The organism is Mannheimia massilioguelmaensis, assembly GCF_000940515.1.
Taxonomy (GTDB): Bacteria; Pseudomonadota; Gammaproteobacteria; order Enterobacterales; family Pasteurellaceae; genus Basfia; species Basfia bettyae.
The window spans coordinates 1-16,994 of the sequence record NZ_CDQL01000003.1 but is presented as its reverse complement, the minus strand read 5'-3'; the positions used below and the strand labels follow the sequence as shown (position 1 = coordinate 16,994).

15 protein-coding genes and 1 pseudogene are annotated in these 16,994 nt (G+C 36.8%); 6 read left to right on the top strand and 10 right to left on the bottom strand.

What is annotated here, in order from left to right; genetic code table 11:
• The first annotated feature begins 50 nt into the window (after positions 1-50).
• Positions 51-2,627: a DNA mismatch repair protein MutS gene (mutS, locus tag BN1226_RS00340; RefSeq protein ID WP_044469533.1), complete on the top strand. Its 2,577-nt coding sequence runs from the start codon at positions 51-53 to the stop codon at positions 2,625-2,627.
• 15 nt (positions 2,628-2,642) lie between these two features.
• The gene (locus tag BN1226_RS00335) at positions 2,643-3,362 is read left to right on the top strand and encodes an MgtC/SapB family protein (protein ID WP_044469532.1); all 720 of its coding nucleotides are present in this window, start codon (positions 2,643-2,645) and stop codon (positions 3,360-3,362) included.
• A 38-nt stretch (positions 3,363-3,400) separates the two neighbouring features.
• Here the strand turns inward: BN1226_RS00335 and BN1226_RS00330 are convergent, their stop codons facing one another.
• The 5 genes from BN1226_RS00330 to ftsY form a co-directional block, all read right to left on the bottom strand.
• Positions 3,401-4,342, bottom strand: coding sequence for an alpha/beta fold hydrolase (locus BN1226_RS00330; protein ID WP_044469531.1), 942 nt, complete (start codon positions 4,340-4,342; stop codon positions 3,401-3,403).
• 136 nt (positions 4,343-4,478) lie between these two features.
• Positions 4,479-5,591 (bottom strand): aspartate-semialdehyde dehydrogenase, encoded by a 1,113-nt coding sequence (gene asd, locus BN1226_RS00325; protein WP_044469530.1) that lies wholly within the window; start codon positions 5,589-5,591, stop codon positions 4,479-4,481.
• 174 nt (positions 5,592-5,765) lie between these two features.
• The gene (gene ftsX, locus BN1226_RS00320; RefSeq protein WP_044469529.1) at positions 5,766-6,701 is read right to left on the bottom strand and encodes a permease-like cell division protein FtsX; all 936 of its coding nucleotides are present in this window, start codon (positions 6,699-6,701) and stop codon (positions 5,766-5,768) included.
• Between the two features lie 12 nt (positions 6,702-6,713).
• Positions 6,714-7,364, bottom strand: a complete 651-nt coding sequence (gene ftsE / locus BN1226_RS00315; RefSeq protein ID WP_005760900.1) for a cell division ATP-binding protein FtsE — start codon at positions 7,362-7,364, stop codon at positions 6,714-6,716.
• Between the two features lie 69 nt (positions 7,365-7,433).
• A complete protein-coding gene (gene ftsY, locus BN1226_RS00310; RefSeq protein ID WP_044469528.1) occupies positions 7,434-8,900 on the bottom strand; it encodes a signal recognition particle-docking protein FtsY in 1,467 nt (488 codons plus the stop codon).
• A gap of 98 nt (positions 8,901-8,998) precedes the next feature.
• Between ftsY and rsmD the strand changes: the two genes are divergently transcribed.
• The 4 genes from rsmD to BN1226_RS00290 all read left to right on the top strand — a co-directional run bounded on the left by rsmD (position 8,999) and on the right by BN1226_RS00290 (position 13,453).
• Positions 8,999-9,616: a 16S rRNA (guanine(966)-N(2))-methyltransferase RsmD gene (gene rsmD, locus BN1226_RS00305; RefSeq protein WP_044469527.1), complete on the top strand. Its 618-nt coding sequence runs from the start codon at positions 8,999-9,001 to the stop codon at positions 9,614-9,616.
• A gap of 47 nt (positions 9,617-9,663) precedes the next feature.
• Positions 9,664-11,595 (top strand): ABC transporter ATP-binding protein, encoded by a 1,932-nt coding sequence (locus BN1226_RS00300; protein WP_044469526.1) that lies wholly within the window; start codon positions 9,664-9,666, stop codon positions 11,593-11,595.
• Positions 11,596-11,721: 126 nt separating this feature from the next.
• Positions 11,722-12,861 carry an NADH-dependent flavin oxidoreductase gene (locus BN1226_RS00295; protein WP_044469525.1) on the top strand — a complete coding sequence of 380 codons (1,140 nt, stop codon included), beginning with the start codon at positions 11,722-11,724 and terminating at the stop codon, positions 12,859-12,861.
• A gap of 196 nt (positions 12,862-13,057) precedes the next feature.
• Positions 13,058-13,453: a DoxX family protein gene (locus BN1226_RS00290; RefSeq protein ID WP_044469524.1), complete on the top strand. Its 396-nt coding sequence runs from the start codon at positions 13,058-13,060 to the stop codon at positions 13,451-13,453.
• Between the two features lie 64 nt (positions 13,454-13,517).
• On the opposite strand, the gene BN1226_RS00285 is transcribed toward BN1226_RS00290, so the two are convergent.
• The 5 genes and pseudogenes from BN1226_RS00285 to BN1226_RS00265 form a co-directional block, all read right to left on the bottom strand.
• Positions 13,518-14,414, bottom strand: a complete 897-nt coding sequence (locus BN1226_RS00285; protein ID WP_044469523.1) for a mechanosensitive ion channel family protein — start codon at positions 14,412-14,414, stop codon at positions 13,518-13,520.
• 134 nt (positions 14,415-14,548) lie between these two features.
• Positions 14,549-15,079 carry a ferredoxin-type protein NapF gene (gene napF / locus BN1226_RS00280; RefSeq protein ID WP_044469522.1) on the bottom strand — a complete coding sequence of 177 codons (531 nt, stop codon included), beginning with the start codon at positions 15,077-15,079 and terminating at the stop codon, positions 14,549-14,551.
• A gap of 6 nt (positions 15,080-15,085) precedes the next feature.
• Positions 15,086-15,691, bottom strand: coding sequence for a Tat proofreading chaperone DmsD (dmsD, locus tag BN1226_RS00275; protein ID WP_044469521.1), 606 nt, complete (start codon positions 15,689-15,691; stop codon positions 15,086-15,088).
• An 86-nt stretch (positions 15,692-15,777) separates the two neighbouring features.
• Positions 15,778-16,614 (bottom strand): DmsC/YnfH family molybdoenzyme membrane anchor subunit, encoded by an 837-nt coding sequence (locus BN1226_RS00270; protein WP_044469520.1) that lies wholly within the window; start codon positions 16,612-16,614, stop codon positions 15,778-15,780.
• A gap of 1 nt (position 16,615) precedes the next feature.
• Positions 16,616-16,867, bottom strand: a pseudogene (locus BN1226_RS00265) (4Fe-4S dicluster domain-containing protein); the annotation flags it as partial.
• Positions 16,868-16,994: the final 127 nt, after the last annotated feature.

The window sequence follows — 16,994 nt, the reverse complement described above, 5'->3', positions numbered from 1 at the left end:
CAATTCAGTATAATAATTATTTGTTTTAATTAATTAACGAGTGGAACCTCATGGAAAACTTAGATCTACATACGCCAATGATGCGCCAATATTTAGCATTAAAAGCTGAAAACCCCGATATTCTATTGTTTTATCGCATGGGAGATTTCTATGAACTTTTCTATGATGATGCTAAAAAAGCCGCGGCGTTGTTGGATATCTCCCTCACCAAACGAGGCCAATCTGCCGGTCAACCCATTCCAATGGCTGGTGTCCCTTATCATGCGGTAGAAGGCTATTTAGCAAAATTAGTTCAACTTGGTGAACCTGTTGCTATCTGTGAACAAATCGGTGATCCAGCCACTAGTAAAGGCCCTGTAGAACGTAAGATTGTACGCATTGTGACGCCTGGTACAGTGAGTGATGAGAATCTTCTACCTGAACGCCAAGATAACCTTATTGTTGCGGTTTATCAGGAAAAAGATCACTTCGGTTTAGCAACACTAGATATGACATCAGGTCGTTTCCAAATCGCTGAACCAGCTGATCGAGAAAGCCTTAAAGCAGAATTGCAACGGCTGTCGCCAGCAGAGTTACTCTATTGCGAAGATTTTGCAGATATGTCATTGATTGAAAATGCAAAAGGATTACGTCGTCGTCCAATTTGGGAGTTTGAATTAGGCACTGCTGTGCAATTGCTTAATCGTCAATTTGGAACTAAAGATTTACGTGGTTTTGGGGTAGAAAAAGCTATTCTTGGATTATGTGCTGCTGGTTGTCTATTGCAATACGCTAAAGAAACACAACGTACTGCATTGCCTCATATTCAAAGCATTACCTTAGTTGAAAATAATGAAAATATTCAGCTAGATGCTGCAACTCGTCGTAATTTAGAACTGACACAAAATCTCTCAGGTGGTACAGAAAACACTTTAGCATCAGTGCTTGATAAATGTGTGACCCCCATGGGTAGCCGTTTATTAAAACGTTGGATTCATCAACCGATCCGCCAAGTGGAAAAATTAAAATACCGTCAACAAACTATTACGCATATTTTAGCACAAGATTTAATTGCAGAATTACAACCCTATCTTCAACAAGTGGGAGATATGGAACGTATTTTAGCTCGTGTAGCATTAAGAACAGCTCGCCCACGTGATTTAACCCGTTTACGTACTGCCTTAGAGCAAATTCCAAAAATCAAAGAAATTCTAAAAATTTCTGGAAATTTCACCGCACTTTTAACTCATATAGGCGATTTTGATGAACTTTGTAGTTTATTACAACGTGCTATTATTGAAACTCCACCACTATTGATTCGTGATGGTGGAGTCATTGCTGAAGGTTATAATGCTGAACTGGATGAATGGCGTTCGCTTTCTGAGGGAGCAACTAAATATTTAGAAGACTTAGAGCTACGTGAGCGTGAGGCGACAGGCATTGATACCTTAAAAGTAGGTTTTAATGCGGTTCATGGTTATTACATCCAAATTAGCCAAGGTCAAGCACATAAGGCACCAATGCATTATGTTCGTCGTCAAACCCTAAAGAATGCGGAACGTTTTATTATTCCTGAGTTAAAAACTTATGAAGATAAAGTTCTGAAAGCAAAAGGCGCATCTTTAGCTTTAGAAAAACAACTGTATGAAGAACTTTTTGACCAATTATTACCGCACTTAGGGGCATTACAATTAGCAAGCCTAACACTTTCTGAATTAGACGTCCTTACTAATCTTGCAGAGCGGGCAGAAACCTTAAATTACGTGGCACCTACATTTAGCGATAATGTTGGCATATCTATTGAAAATGGTCGTCATCCCGTAGTGGAACAAGTGCTCAAAGAGCCATTTATTGCTAACCCAGTCAATCTCAACCAACAACGCCACTTATTGATTATTACAGGGCCCAATATGGGAGGAAAAAGTACTTATATGCGTCAAACTGCATTAATTACTTTAATGGCCTATATGGGTAGTTTTGTACCTGCTGAAAGTGCCATAATTGGTCCTATTGATCGTATTTTTACCCGCATTGGAGCCTCGGATGATTTAGCTTCTGGACGCTCAACCTTTATGGTGGAAATGACAGAAATGGCAAATATTCTACATCAGGCGACAGCAAATAGTTTAGTGTTGATTGATGAGATAGGGCGTGGCACCTCAACTTATGATGGACTTTCATTGGCTTGGGCTTGCGCAGAGTGGTTAGCTAAAAAATTACGTTCATTAACCTTATTTGCAACACATTATTTCGAATTAACGATTTTGCCCGAACAAATTGCAGGCACCGCTAATGTGCATTTAGATGCGCTAGAACATGGAGATACCATTGCGTTTATGCATGCAGTACAAGATGGTGCAGCTAACAAAAGTTATGGGCTAGCCGTTGCTGCATTAGCTGGCGTTCCACAGCATGTGATTAAACTAGCGAAACAAAAACTTTCTAATTTAGAACGTTTGTCACAACAAAATGCAGATCAAAAAATTCAAGACTTACGTGCTATGAATCAGACACAAGGCGAACTTAATCTTCTAGAAGAAGATGATAGTAAAAATGCCGTGATGGAAATGCTTAATCAACTAGATCCTGATGATCTTAGCCCTAAACAGGCATTAGCTTATTTATATCAATTAAAAAAATTAGTTTAGTAGGATTTTTCTTTTATGAATCACTTTTTGAATCAGGTGATCACCTCACCTCAAATCTTAATTCTGATTAAAATATCAGTGGCTATGTGCTTAGGCGCTTTTATTGGTTTAGAACGAGAATTAAAACACAAACCTGTTGGGGTCAAAACCTGTGTCATTATTTCGATTACTACCTGTATTCTGACAATTGTATCTATTCAATCTGCAGAATATTATGCTGGTGTTTCTGATAACATTCGGACTGATCCCATGCGCCTTGCAGCACAAGTCATTAGCGGTATTGGTTTCCTCGGCGCAGGGGTGATTTTACGAAAAAATAATGATGCCATTTCAGGATTAACAACCGCCGCTATTATTTGGGCTGCTGCTGGCATTGGAATTGCCACTGGGGCTGGCTTTTTCTTTGATGCGGTTATTGCAACGTTAATGATTCTAGTAGCAATCCGTTTAAGTCCTTATGTAATGAAATTGGCTCATAATCGACGTCCACCAGAAAAAGAAGTAGATGCGACTTTTACCTTACATTTGAATTCAGTTCAGACTATTAGCGCCGTCACAGCACTATTTAAGAAAAACAACTGTAAAATTGAAGATATTTCTATTAAAGATTTATACAATGGCGAAATTAACCTCATTTTACAATGTGAAATTGAAGAATCTCATGAATTACAAAATATCTATGTGCTTGCAAAAATGCAACCAGGCGTATTAGCCGCACATATGGAAACCGCATAATCAAGAATCCCAACAGAATGGGGATTCCTTATCTAAACTTACTCAAAAAAATCAAGTATTTTTGTAATTGCACAATGCCGCAGTTGATCACGTTCAAACAAAATTTCATGCTTGGTATTTTTCATTTTTACCAATTTAGCTTGAGGAAAAAGTGCGGTCAATTTTGCTAAATTTTTATTATCGACAATTTTTTCTTTATCTGAATATAAAATCATCATCGGAATTTCTATCCTTGGAATTACCGATGACAATCCCTTGATCGCACTTAAACAAAGATGAACCCAACGAAAAGTCGGTCCACCTAAATGAATATCCGGATGGTTACGATTAATCCTATTCATCCATTTCATTCTAGTTTTACAAAAACTTAATTCATTACTATTTAAGTTAGCTGGTTGATAACCTTTCTTACCTGGCACATAACGTTCACCTTGCCCAAATAACATCATTAAACTAATCAATAATTGATCTCGAATGGGATGTTTAAGCGGTAAGCCATAACAAGGTGAAGAAAGTACGGCACTCTGAATATGATGATCATAATTAGCTAAATAATAGCTACTAATTAAAGCCCCTAAAGAATGAGCCACTAAATGCAAACTTTTATATTCGCATTTATCTGTAGCTTCTTGAATAACCCTTGCCATGTCCTCCGTATAAAAACGAAACTCATCAATATAACCTTTGTCTTTATCAGCTAATAATCGTTCTGAATAACCTTGTCCACGATGATCAAAGGTTAGAACATCATATCCATGATGATAAAAATCAAAAGCAACTTCAGTCCATTTTAATAAGTTTTCTGCACGGCCATTGACTAAAATCACTAATCGTCCATTTCCATTTTGTTGATGGGTAAAATGACGATAAGCAATTTTAATATTGCCTTTACCTTTCACATAATTTAGTGGAAAACGCTCAGCAAAGGGCATTAATTCAGAAAGTGCAAATTGACTAAAGTGCGGTTCTCGATTTTGCATAGTGGTTTTAGAGAGTTTGGTAAAAAATATCAAATATCACAAGGAAAATAATTTCCAATAGATTTACAACAAGGTTTTTCATTATAAACAAAAAGTGCGGTGGAAATCACCGCACTTTTATATTTAATTCAACTGGTTAAGCCACTAACTGTTTTAAAATACGACGTACAGGTTCTGCTGCTCCCCATAATAATTGGTCACCCACAGTAAATGCAGCTAAGTATTCCGGACCCATCGCTAATTTACGTAAACGACCCACAGGCACACTTAATGTCCCTGTTACTTTCGCAGGTGTTAATTCACGTAATGTGGTTTCTTTGTCATTTGGAATTACTTTCACCCATTCATTATGAGATGCTAAGATTTGCTCAATTTCTTCTAATGGAATATCACGTTTTAATTTGATTGTGAAAGCTTGGCTATGGCAACGTAATGCACCGATACGTACACACAAGCCATCTACAGGAATTGGATTATCACTTAAACCAAGAATTTTGTTCGTTTCTGCATAACCTTTCCATTCCTCTTTAGTTTGACCACTTGGTAATAATTTATCAATCCAAGGAATTAAACTACCGCCCAATGCAGCGCCAAAGTTTTCTGTTGGAAATTCTACCGAACGCATTTGTGCGGTAACTTTACGCTCAATTTCTAATATTGAAGAAGCGGGATTGGCTAATTCAGCTGAGACAGCACTTTCTAATTGACCCATTTGTGAAAGCAATTCACGCATGTTTTTTGCTCCAGCACCAGAAGCTGCTTGGTAAGTTGCAACAGAAACCCATTCCACTAAATCTTTCTCAAATAAGCCACCAATAGCCATTAACATTAGACTTACCGTACAGTTTCCCCCTACGAAAGTCTTAATGCCATTTTTTAAACCTTCAGAAATAACATGTTGGTTTACTGGATCTAATACAATGATTGAATCTTTTTCCATACGTAAAGTTGATGCTGCATCAACCCAGTAACCATCCCATCCTGTTGCTTTTAATTTTGGATAAACCGCAGAAGTGTAGTCACCACCTTGTGCAGTAACAATAATATCTAGTTTCTTTAATTCTTCGATATCAAATGCATCTTTTAAAATGCCAGCATCTTTACCTGCAAAATCAGGTGCTTTTTGACCCGCTTGTGAAGTGGTAAAGAAGATTGGGTTAAGGTGTGAGAAATCGTTTTCTTGAATCATACGATCCATTAAAACGGAACCTACCATGCCACGCCAACCAATAAATCCTACGTTTTTCATATTTTGTTTCCTTAAGTTAATTATGTGTGTTTGACTAGATTTAATTAATTACTAGATACGCTAAATAAAAGCAAGCTTTTTTACTAAAAAAATGGAATAAAATATATTTTAACCTGTCTGCAAATTAAAAAAGGCTATTTACTTAAAAATAGCCTTTCTTATTAAATGAAATAATTATCCCACTTTACGCTCTAACATCCTAATATGACGGGTGGCTGAAATCCAAGCCGATGCATAACCGACAATAGAACAAATAATTAACAGGAATAACACTTCTCCGAATGCTAAACCATTTAGTTCAAATTTCACTGCGAAAACATCTGTCACATATTTCACTGCATTAGCAAAATAACCAATCAATAAACTACTGAAGAAACATGCAAAGAAACCACCTAAGAAGCCATAAATAATTCCAGTGTAAAGATATGGTCGAAGGATAAATTGATCTGTTGCACCTAATAATTTCATCACAGAAATATTTGCTTGGCTACTATATACATCAGAACGAATACTGTTACCAATCACTAAGAAGACTGCAAGGGTCATTAACACGGCACAAAAGATTGCGACATGACCAATCAACCAAGTAAGCGCTGTAAATTTTTCCATCCAATCATTATCTAAACGCACTTCCTGTACACCTTTAATTTGGTCTAAATTAGCCCGTAATTGTTCACGCTTTTTCGAATCTTGGAATTCTTTAGTTGGCTGAATCATCACTACCGCAGGTAATGGATTATCATCTAAAATATCCAACTCTTCATTAAAGCCAGACCAAGTTTTAAAGTCATTTAAACTTTCTTGACGAGAAATATAATTAAGGCTATCAATGCCTTCAACTTGACGAATTTTTTCCACCACAGCATTCGCATCATCTTCACTAAGATTTTTATGCAAATAAACCGTAATATCACTTTCAGGATAAAACTGAGTAGCTGCAAGATGGGTATTTTTCCACAATAAAAAACTCACAGTAGGAATGGATAATGAAACAGCAATCACTAAAATAGTCAGCAAAGTGCCATATTTACGCTTCACAAGATCAGCCCATACATTACGTAACACATACTGCATTTGCACCCAAAACGGTGCGCTATTCATTGAACTCATAAAACACCGACCTTAACGTAAATGACCTTGCTCTAATACCAAGCAAGGTTTTGGTTTTTGTTGAATTAAAGATAAATCGTGAGTGGCGATTAATACTGTCATACCCATATGATTAAATTCTTCAAAAAGATTAAAAATATCCATAGATAGATTAATATCTAAGTTCCCCGTTGGTTCATCGGCTAATAATAATTGTGGTTTATGTACTACCGCACGAGCAATATCTACACGTTGTTGTTCACCGCCAGATAAATGAATTGGTAGATGATTAGCACGATCACGTAAACCAACACGATCTAAAGCTGCAAGCGCATATTTTTCTGCGTCTTTCGGGCGATAGCCAGCAATAATTAATGGCAACGCTACATTATCGACTACACAACGTTCTGGTAATAAGCGATAATCTTGGTGAACCATCCCAATTTGACGACGCAAAAATGGAATTTCATAACTTGAAAGGCGAGTAATGTCATGACCATTAAACCAAATTTGTCCACCATTAGCACGTTCCATGCCCATAATTAATTTTAATAAGGTACTTTTACCTGCACCCGAATGCCCTGTTAAATAAGTCATACTACCTACAGGTAAATGGAAAGTCAGCCCCTGTAATGCCGGTTTTCCTCCCATATAAGCTTTACTTACATCTGCAAAACGTATCATCTTTTTATATCTCTAATTATTGTATTTGATAAAAAGTGCCGAAATTAACCGCACTTTACCTTGTTATTCTTAAGCTTCTTCATGGGTGAATAACGCATCAATAAATTCCTCTGCATGGAATGGGCGCAAATCTTCAATTTTTTCGCCCACACCAATATAACGAATAGGTAAATTAAATTGATCCGCAATAGCAAAAATTACACCGCCTTTAGCTGTTCCATCCAATTTAGTTAAACTAATTCCCGTTAAACCCACTGCTTCATGAAATAATTTAGCTTGACTAATAGCATTCTGACCCGTGCCTGCATCAAGGGTTAACATAATTTCATGGGGAGCTGTTTCATCATATTTCTTCATCACACGTACGATTTTTTTCAATTCGTCCATAAGATTATTCTTATTTTGTAAACGACCTGCGGTATCAGCAATCAAAATATCTATGTTACGAGCGGCGGCTGATTGCATTGCATCGAAAATTACTGAAGCAGAATCAGAACCTGTGCTTTGAGCTACCACGGGAATGTTATTACGTTCGCCCCACACCTGTAGCTGTTCAACAGCAGCAGCACGGAAAGTATCACCCGCGGCTAACATCACCGATTTTCCCTGTTGTTGGAACTGGCGGGCTAATTTACCAATTGTGGTTGTTTTACCTACGCCGTTGACTCCCACCATTAAAATTACATAAGGTTTTTTACTGCTATCAATTACTAAGGGTTGCTCAACAGGTTTAAGAATTTCTGCCATTTCTACTTTCAATTGTTGATAGAGCATATCGGCATCTTTCAACTGAGCTCGGCTGGCATGTTCGGTAAGATGGCTGATAATTTTAGTGGTGGTTGGCATACCGATATCGGCAATCAATAACTGTTCTTCTAATTCCTCGAATAGCTCATCATCAATTTTTTTACCCGTAAATAAACTACGGAAGCCTGCACCAATATTTTGTTTAGTTTTTAATAACCCTTTTACCAAACGACTAAAGAAACCACCTTCACTTGGTTTTTCTTGAGTTTGAATAGCTACTTGACTAACATCAAGGTCAGTACTATGAGTCAGTGCAGTTTGAGCAGAAATTTCTGAATTTTCTACCGCACTTTGATGTTCTAGCTTATCTGTTAATTTGCCTTCAACGTGCGGTTCATTTTCAGAAAATTCCGATTTCACTTGTTCAATATAAGCAGTAGCATCTTGTTTAATATCTTGTAAATTATCATCAATTTTATGCTCAAAATCTTCAAACTTCTGTGAAAATTCAGAAACCGATTGTTTTAGTTGAGCTTCAAATTGATCTGTTTTTTGTTCCACATGTGCTTGAAGCTGATCAATATTCTCTTCAACTTGCTCAGTAATATCTTCTGTTTTCTCGGCTAATTGTTCAATTTTATCTTTAACATCATCAACCAATTCTTCCACTTGTTCTGATAATGATAATTCAGATTGGGCTTCTGACTCAGCGACTTGCTCTTCTTGTTCTTTTTTGTTACCTAAGCCTAACCAAGACCAAAAACCGCCTTTTTTCTGTTCATTTGCCATAAATTGCTCTCATTTCCTCTAAGGTTTGGTCAAAAAACCTGAATTTTGTTAAACTACATTTAATTTCCCATAGTGTAACATTTATTTGCAAATCCTCTATGAAAAAAAATACAAATCAACGCACTTTAAAGCTGACACCAACTAAACAAAACCAGGCTAAAGGTGAAGTACGAATTATTGCTGGTTTATGGCGAGGGCGAAAACTTCCTGTACTAAATTCACAAGGGTTGCGCCCAACAGGTGATCGAGTTAAAGAAACGTTATTTAATTGGCTAATGCCTTACATTGTAGATAGCGTCTGTTTAGATGGATTTGCAGGCAGTGGTGCCTTAGGTTTTGAAGCTCTTTCCCGCCAAGCTAAACATGTTACTTTTTTAGAATTAGAAAAGTCTGTGGCAACACAGCTTAAACAAAATTTACAAACCCTAAAATGTGCTAAAGAATCAGCGGAAGTCATCAATCAAAACAGCTTAATTTATTTAAGCCAAAGACCTGCTCAGCCTCAATTTGATTTAGTCTTTTTGGATCCGCCGTTCCATTTTAATTTGGCGGAACAAGCCATAGCTCTACTAGATAAAAATCAATGGCTCAAAACAAAAGCCTTAGTTTATGTGGAAACTGAGCTGGCTAAGCCTATTTCGGCACCAGCACATTGGCATTTACTCAAAGAAAAAAACACAGGATTAGTCAGTTATCGCTTATATCAAGTTGACTAATTCTTAAAGATTAAAACCTTATTTCAATTTTATAAACTCAAAACAGCATGATTTTTTTCTCTAATTTAACTTTAAAACGTGGTCAAACAGTTCTTCTAGAAGAGGCAAACGCCAGCATCAATCCTAAACAAAAAGTCGGGCTGGTAGGTAAAAATGGTTGCGGAAAATCCACCTTATTCGCTTTACTCAAAAAAGAAATGCAACCTGAAGGTGGCAATGCTACTTATCCTGCTAATTGGGCAGTATCTTGGGTAAATCAAGAAACCCCTGCTTTAGAAATTTCAGCCTTAAATTATATCATTGAAGGCGATCGTGAATATTGTCGTTTACAAAAAGAATTGGCGAATGCCAATGAATGTAATGATGGTAATGCTATCGCCCGTATTCATGGTCAATTAGATACCATTGATGCATGGACGATTCAAGCTCGTGCGGCTGCTTTATTACATGGCTTAGGCTTCTCACAGGAAGAATTGCAACATTCGGTGAAATCTTTCTCGGGGGGCTGGCGTATGCGTTTAAACTTAGCACAAGCATTGTTATGCCCTTCAGATTTATTATTACTCGATGAGCCCACTAACCACTTGGATTTAGATGCGGTAATTTGGTTAGAACGTTGGTTGGTTCAATATCAAGGCACACTCTTATTAATTTCGCACGACCGTGATTTCCTTGATCCGATTGTGAATAAAATTATTCACATTGAACATCAAAAACTGAATGAATATACGGGCGATTATTCGTCTTTCGAATTACAACGAGCAGAAAAGCTGTCACAACAAAGTGCAATGTATCGTCAACAACAAGATAAAATTGCTCATTTACAAAAATATATCGACCGTTTCAAGGCAAAAGCCACCAAAGCAAAACAAGCGCAAAGTCGCATGAAAGCTCTGGAGCGTATGGAATTAATTGCTCCTGCTCATGTGGATAATCCTTTTACCTTTGAATTCCGAGCACCTCTTTCATTGCCTAATCCCTTAGTAATGATTGATAAAGCCTCTGCAGGCTATGGTGAAGGTAAAAGTGCGGTAGAAATTCTACAAAAAATTAAGCTGAATTTGGTGCCGGGTTCACGTATCGGTTTACTGGGCAAAAATGGAGCAGGGAAATCTACCTTAATTAAATTATTAGCAGGTGAACTGCAAGCCCGTTCTGGCGTAGTACAATTAGCTAAAGGCGTACAATTAGGTTATTTTGCACAGCATCAATTAGATACTTTACGTGCTGATGAAAGTGCCTTATGGCATTTACAAAAACTTGCACCGATGCAGACAGAGCAAGAGCTGCGTAATTATCTTGGTAGTTTTGCTTTCCACGGTGATAAAGTGAATGATCCAGTAAAACAATTCTCTGGCGGTGAAAAAGCCCGTTTAGTGTTAGCGCTGATCGTATGGCAACGCCCTAATTTACTGTTATTAGATGAGCCCACCAACCATCTCGACTTAGATATGCGTCAAGCGTTAACAGAAGCTCTAGTGGATTATCAAGGCTCGTTAGTTGTTGTTTCCCACGATCGTCACTTACTACGTAACACCGTGGAAGAATTCTATTTGGTACATGATCAACAAGCAGAAGAATTTAACGGTGACTTAGAAGACTATGCGAAATGGCTAAATGAAATTAATGCTCAAGGAAAAAGTGCGGTCAAAAATACCGAAATTTCTGCACAATCATCTGCCAATGAAAATACGAGTGCTAATCGCAAAGAGCAAAAACGCCGTGAGGCAGAATTACGCCAACAAACAGCTCCTTTACGTAAACGAATTAGCTCCTTTGAAATAAACATGGATAAATGCCACCAGCAACTCAATGATATTGAAACTCAACTAGGTGATTCCGAACTTTATACGGCAGAAAATAAAGATAAAATGACCGCACTTTTAGCGGAACAAGTCAAAGTGAAAAAAACGTTAGAAGAAATAGAAATAGCATGGTTAACGGCCCAGGAAGAATTGGAAGCAATCCTGAATTCATAAAAATTTTTATATTTCTCACCGCACTTTTAATCCAGATAGTGAGTTAACAAACTCACTATCTAATCATTGATTAATTCAGCAAGTTGTTTTACTCTCATAAAATCCCTCCTCAACCAAGGATCTATTATGAATTCAAAATATGCCCCTTTATTTGAAGCTTACCGTTTAAATAACAGTGTAGAAATTAAAAACCGTTTAGTCGTAGCACCGATGACACATTTTGCCTCTCATGAAAATGGCACACTCAGCGATGAAGAACGTATCTTTATTGGCAATCGTGCTAATGACGTTGGTATGTTTATCTTAGCAGCAACGCTAGTAGCTGATAACGGTAAAGCTTTTTATGGTCAACCTGAAGCGATTCATGTATCACAATTACCTAGCTTAAAACAAACAGCAGAGATAATTAAAGCACAGGGCGCAAAAGCGATTTTACAAATCCACCATGGCGGTAAATCTGCAGTGGCGGATTTATTAAAAGGCAACGACAAGGTAGCACCTTCTGATGATCAAGAATCTGGCGCTCGTGCATTAACCATAACTGAAATAGAAGATTTAATAAAAGCTTTTGGTTATGCCACAGAATTAGCTATTCAAGCTGGTTTTGATGGCGTAGAAATCCATGGTGCTAATGGTTATTTAATTCAACAATTCTACTCAGGTCATTCCAACCAACGTACTGATGAATGGGGTGGTTCACGTGAAAAACGTATGCGTTTCCCATTAGCGGTTGTAGATGCTGTCATTGCGGCTCGAGCAAAATTTAATCGTAATGATTTTGTGATCGGTTACCGTTTCTCACCTGAAGAACCTGAAGAATTAGGTTTAACAATGGAAGATACTTTTGCGTTAGTTGATGAATTAGTGAAAAAACCATTGCAATATCTACATATGTCATTACATGATTTCTACAAAAAAGCTCGTCGCGGTGCGGATACCAACCTAACTCGTATGCAATTAGTACATGATCATATTGCGGGTAAACTACCACTGATTGGCGTAGGTTGCTTATTCACAGCAGAACAAATTATCAATGCTTACGCAAAAGGCTGGGCAGAATTTATTGGTTTAGGTAAAACAGTAATGATCAATCCCAATATCGCTACTCTGATTAAACGGGGCTGTGAAAATGAAATAATTACACATCTTGATCCTGAAAAAGCCGACCATTATGGTATTCCGCAATTATTATGGGAAATGTGTGTAAAAGGTAGTGCTTGGCTGCCTCCAGTGAAAGATAAAAACTGGAGCCCTTTAGATATTTAATCTTATATTAAATTAAGAAAATGGATCTTAGTATTCACGTTCTTATATTTTCATTATTTACTATTAGTTAATAATGTTTCAATATTTTTGATATTTATTAATGATAAGTAAATAAAATATAATTACTAAACACTGTCTAATGTGTGTCTTTTATAATATTATTTATTTGTTTAGTATTTTATTTAGGAACAACTTTATGAACGAAAAATTAGAAAAATACTCCCCCTATGTTTTAGGGTTATTACGCATCATTGTTGGTTATATGTTTTTATTACATGGCACGGCAAAATTCTTTGAATTCCCTATGTCAATGACAAACGGTAATGGCTCAGTACCATTATTCTCACAATATGGTGTGGGCGGTATTCTTGAAATCGTTGGTGGCTTCTTATTTATCATCGGTTTATTTACTCGCCCTGTAGCCTTCTTATTATCAGGCATGATGGCTTTTGCATTCTTCTTTGTACATGGAGCCAACCCATTATTGCCTTTATTAAAAGGTGGTGAATTACCAGCACTTTACTGCTTCGTATTTTTCTTTTTTGTATTTGCAGGTGCAGGGAAATTTTCTGTGGATAACCGAAATAAATAATATTTACAGTTTAAATAAACAAAAAGGCTGAATGATTGATTTCAGCCTTTTTATTGATTACTAATTACTTAATTTGTGAAATTTTTTCTGTGGGGAAATTAATATCCATCTGATTAAATGGAATTTCAATGCCAGCTTTATCAAATTCAAGTTTGACATTTTCAGTAATATTAAAATAGACATCCCAATAATTACCCGTATTTACCCAAGGACGAACAAATAATTGTACGCTGCTTGCTGCTAATGCACCCACTGCAATTGTTGGTTGTGGATTTTGTAACACTCTCACATCGGATTTTAATACTTGAGCCACAATTTCTTTAGCTTTCGCAATATCTGCATCATATGCAATATCAAAAATAAAATCGATACGACGAGTTGAGTTTGCACTGTTATTTACAATGCTATCAGAGAATACTTTAGCGTTTGGAATTAATACCGTTTTATTATCTGCCGTGCGTAATTCAAGCACTAATAGTCCCATTTGTTCAACAGTTCCAGCCTGACCACTAGTTTCAATAAAATCGCCTTTACGGAAGGGTTTGAAAATAAGCAACATGACACCTGCTGCAAAGTTCTGCAATGAACTTTGTAATGATAAACCAATCGCTAAACCAGCGGCACCAATTAACGCTACTAATGAACTAGTATTAATACCTAATTGAGAAAGCGCTGCAATCACCACAATCAATAAAAATAAAAAATAACTAATGGATGAAACAAAGCTTTGTAACATATCATCTTTGGTTGAAGCAAAAGCTGCTTTACCTAATAATTTACTCAATCCACGAGCAACCCATTTACCTACAATAAAAATAACAATGGCTAATAATAGTTTAGTACCATAAGGCAGAATCCATTGATTTAACATGGTGTCAAAATTCATGCTACTAACTTTATTAATAATTTTATCTGTTTCAGCGGCCACATCTAAATTTTGCGCTGTCTCTTGTGCTGACATTTTGTCTTTCCTCTAACCAATAAAAACAAGAGTAAAATGATTACTCTAACTTAATTAAATAAAAAGTGCGGTGAAAATATTGAAAATTTCATCGCACTTAGTGTATGACAACATAAACTTTTATTGGTTGCAAGCTAAGCAGGAATCTGTTGCAAGTTTATGGCTGAAAGGAAACAAGATATTTTACATGCACCACAGCCATTACAACGTTCATTATCTACGACTAAATCAACAGAAATCGCTTGTTGTGGACATTGTTGTTGACAACTAGAACAAGCTTGATGCTGCTTTACAAGACATTGATTAGAAAAGTGCGGTCGTAATTCCGTATCTTTTTTAAAAGCAGGATGTAATGCATAGCTTGAACAAACCTCTGCACATTTGCCACACAAATTACAACTCATATAATCAATTTCAAGCACGGCTTTATGTTGCTGAATCTGAATAAGATGATGAGGGCAAGCAGAAACGCAATCACCACATCCAGTGCAAGCAATCAGAAAAAGCGCTTCTTCAGCAGCAAAAGGCGGTCGAGTAGCTAAACGAACAATATGCTTTTCCACAGCCTTTTCAACAGGATGGAAAACACCACGTAATAACCCTCTACGAGAAATATGATGGTGGCTTAAATAAGCTTCATAATATTGTTCATTTTTGCCCTGCATAGCAAATTACCGATATAGTTGTAGTTGAGCGGGTTGAATATCTGCTTGTTGTTGCCAACCTTGTAAGGTTTCTCGAGCAAGAAGTGCAAGCCCTTGATAAAAATGGAATTTTTTTTGTTCAATTAATAAATCAAGACAACGATATCCCCAAGTAAGTAAATGCTGACTCAAAAACTCATTCAATAATTGAGGGCGATTTTCCGCTAAATAAGCGGCTAACATCAACATCAACCCTAAGTGATCTTCAGGTTCATTCAAAGTCTGCACAAAATTAATTTGGTTGCTTTGCAAAAAGCTTCGTAAGGCTAATAATGAATCACCAAAAATAACCGATTCTTTATCTAAATACACCGATCCCCAAGGAGGTGCTGGCAAATCATTAGGGCCTATAAACAAATATTGATAATCTGCAGATAAATTCTGTTGTAAGCCTTTTTTTACTAAAGTACTGATTTGTTCTGATTGAGATAAAGGTGCCCATTCTTTAATCCAATTTGGCTGTTTAAAAAAATCTAAGATAGAAGCAACGCGTTGATCTTGAGGCTCATAATAAAATATTGCGCCTAATAAACGTCCACTCGTAGAAATCCATTGCAGTAATTCGTTATTCATACTATTCCTTAAAAATCAACCGCACTTTTATGGGTATTGTACTTATTAAAAGTGCGGTGGGTTTTAGAAAAATTTCAGCGGTTAATTTAACCAGCCACAGCCATGCCGACTGTCATATGTAAACCATAGAAAACGGTTCTACCAATCATTTCTGCGAAGAGTGCAATAAATGCCGCACTAGTGAGCATAGCTAGATTCTTACCTTTGAATAATAAGAAACCCGCTAACCCTAATAAACAAAAGCGAATACAATGCATAATTGCAAAATCTGGTACTAAATTTACCGCTTGTTGAACCGAGCTATGAATTTGAGTTAAACCAAAGCCTTGATAAATCACGACCATTACAGATAAAAACACACCTAAGCAATATAAAATAGGAATATAGCTTAGTTGATACGCTTTATCAGCATTACCATAAGCAAGTGCATAGCCTAAAGCGGAACCGCCAATAACCACTGTTAAGTAAAATAACCAAGAGGTAATCGTACTATTCCAGGTTGGCACCGTACTAATATGATAAAGATTATTCATCATATACATAAACACTAGCCCTAAAAGTGCGGTCAAAATTAGCCAAGTTTTATTTAAAGCTGGAGGCATTTTTCCCAAAATAGTCACTAACCAATATAAACCTGCCATTGCAAAGAAAACGGCTCCACTGGCAATTTCATTACTAAGCATTGAGCTGCCTACACGATTTAGGCTATTAAAGGCGCGTAGTGGAGAACCCAGGTGTAACACTGAAGCAATGAAACCAACACCTAATAAGGCTAATAATACAAACATTGCTTTATAGAGATAATTTTGGCTCTTTTCACTATTATTACGGTATAAAACAAAAGTGAAGATTAGCCACGCACCTACCACTGATTGTGCTAATACCGTAAAAATAATAAGGGGTAATTCATGTAATCCGTTCATCTTACACCTCTCTCGGGTTAGCTAAAAACCCTGTTGTATCACCACTTGGGCGAGCATTTTTATTCGGATTAACTACCAAGTTTGGTTTGGTAAAGTCTGATGGTGGCAAAGGAGCAATTGATGCTTGGTTGCCATATTTTGCTCGTAATTCATCAATTGGAGCAAAATCGAGTGCCCGTAACGGACAAGCCTCTACACAAATTGGTTTATGCCCTTCTTTGATGCGAGAATAACAACCATCACATTTGGTCATTGTAACCAACCACTTAAATTGAGAATATTAGGACTTAGGTTGAATTATGCTGGAATAAGTGGAACGAATATAGGTATGACGGGGGTTGACGAGATGTCAGCCCCTTTTTATTGGTTAAATTAAAAGA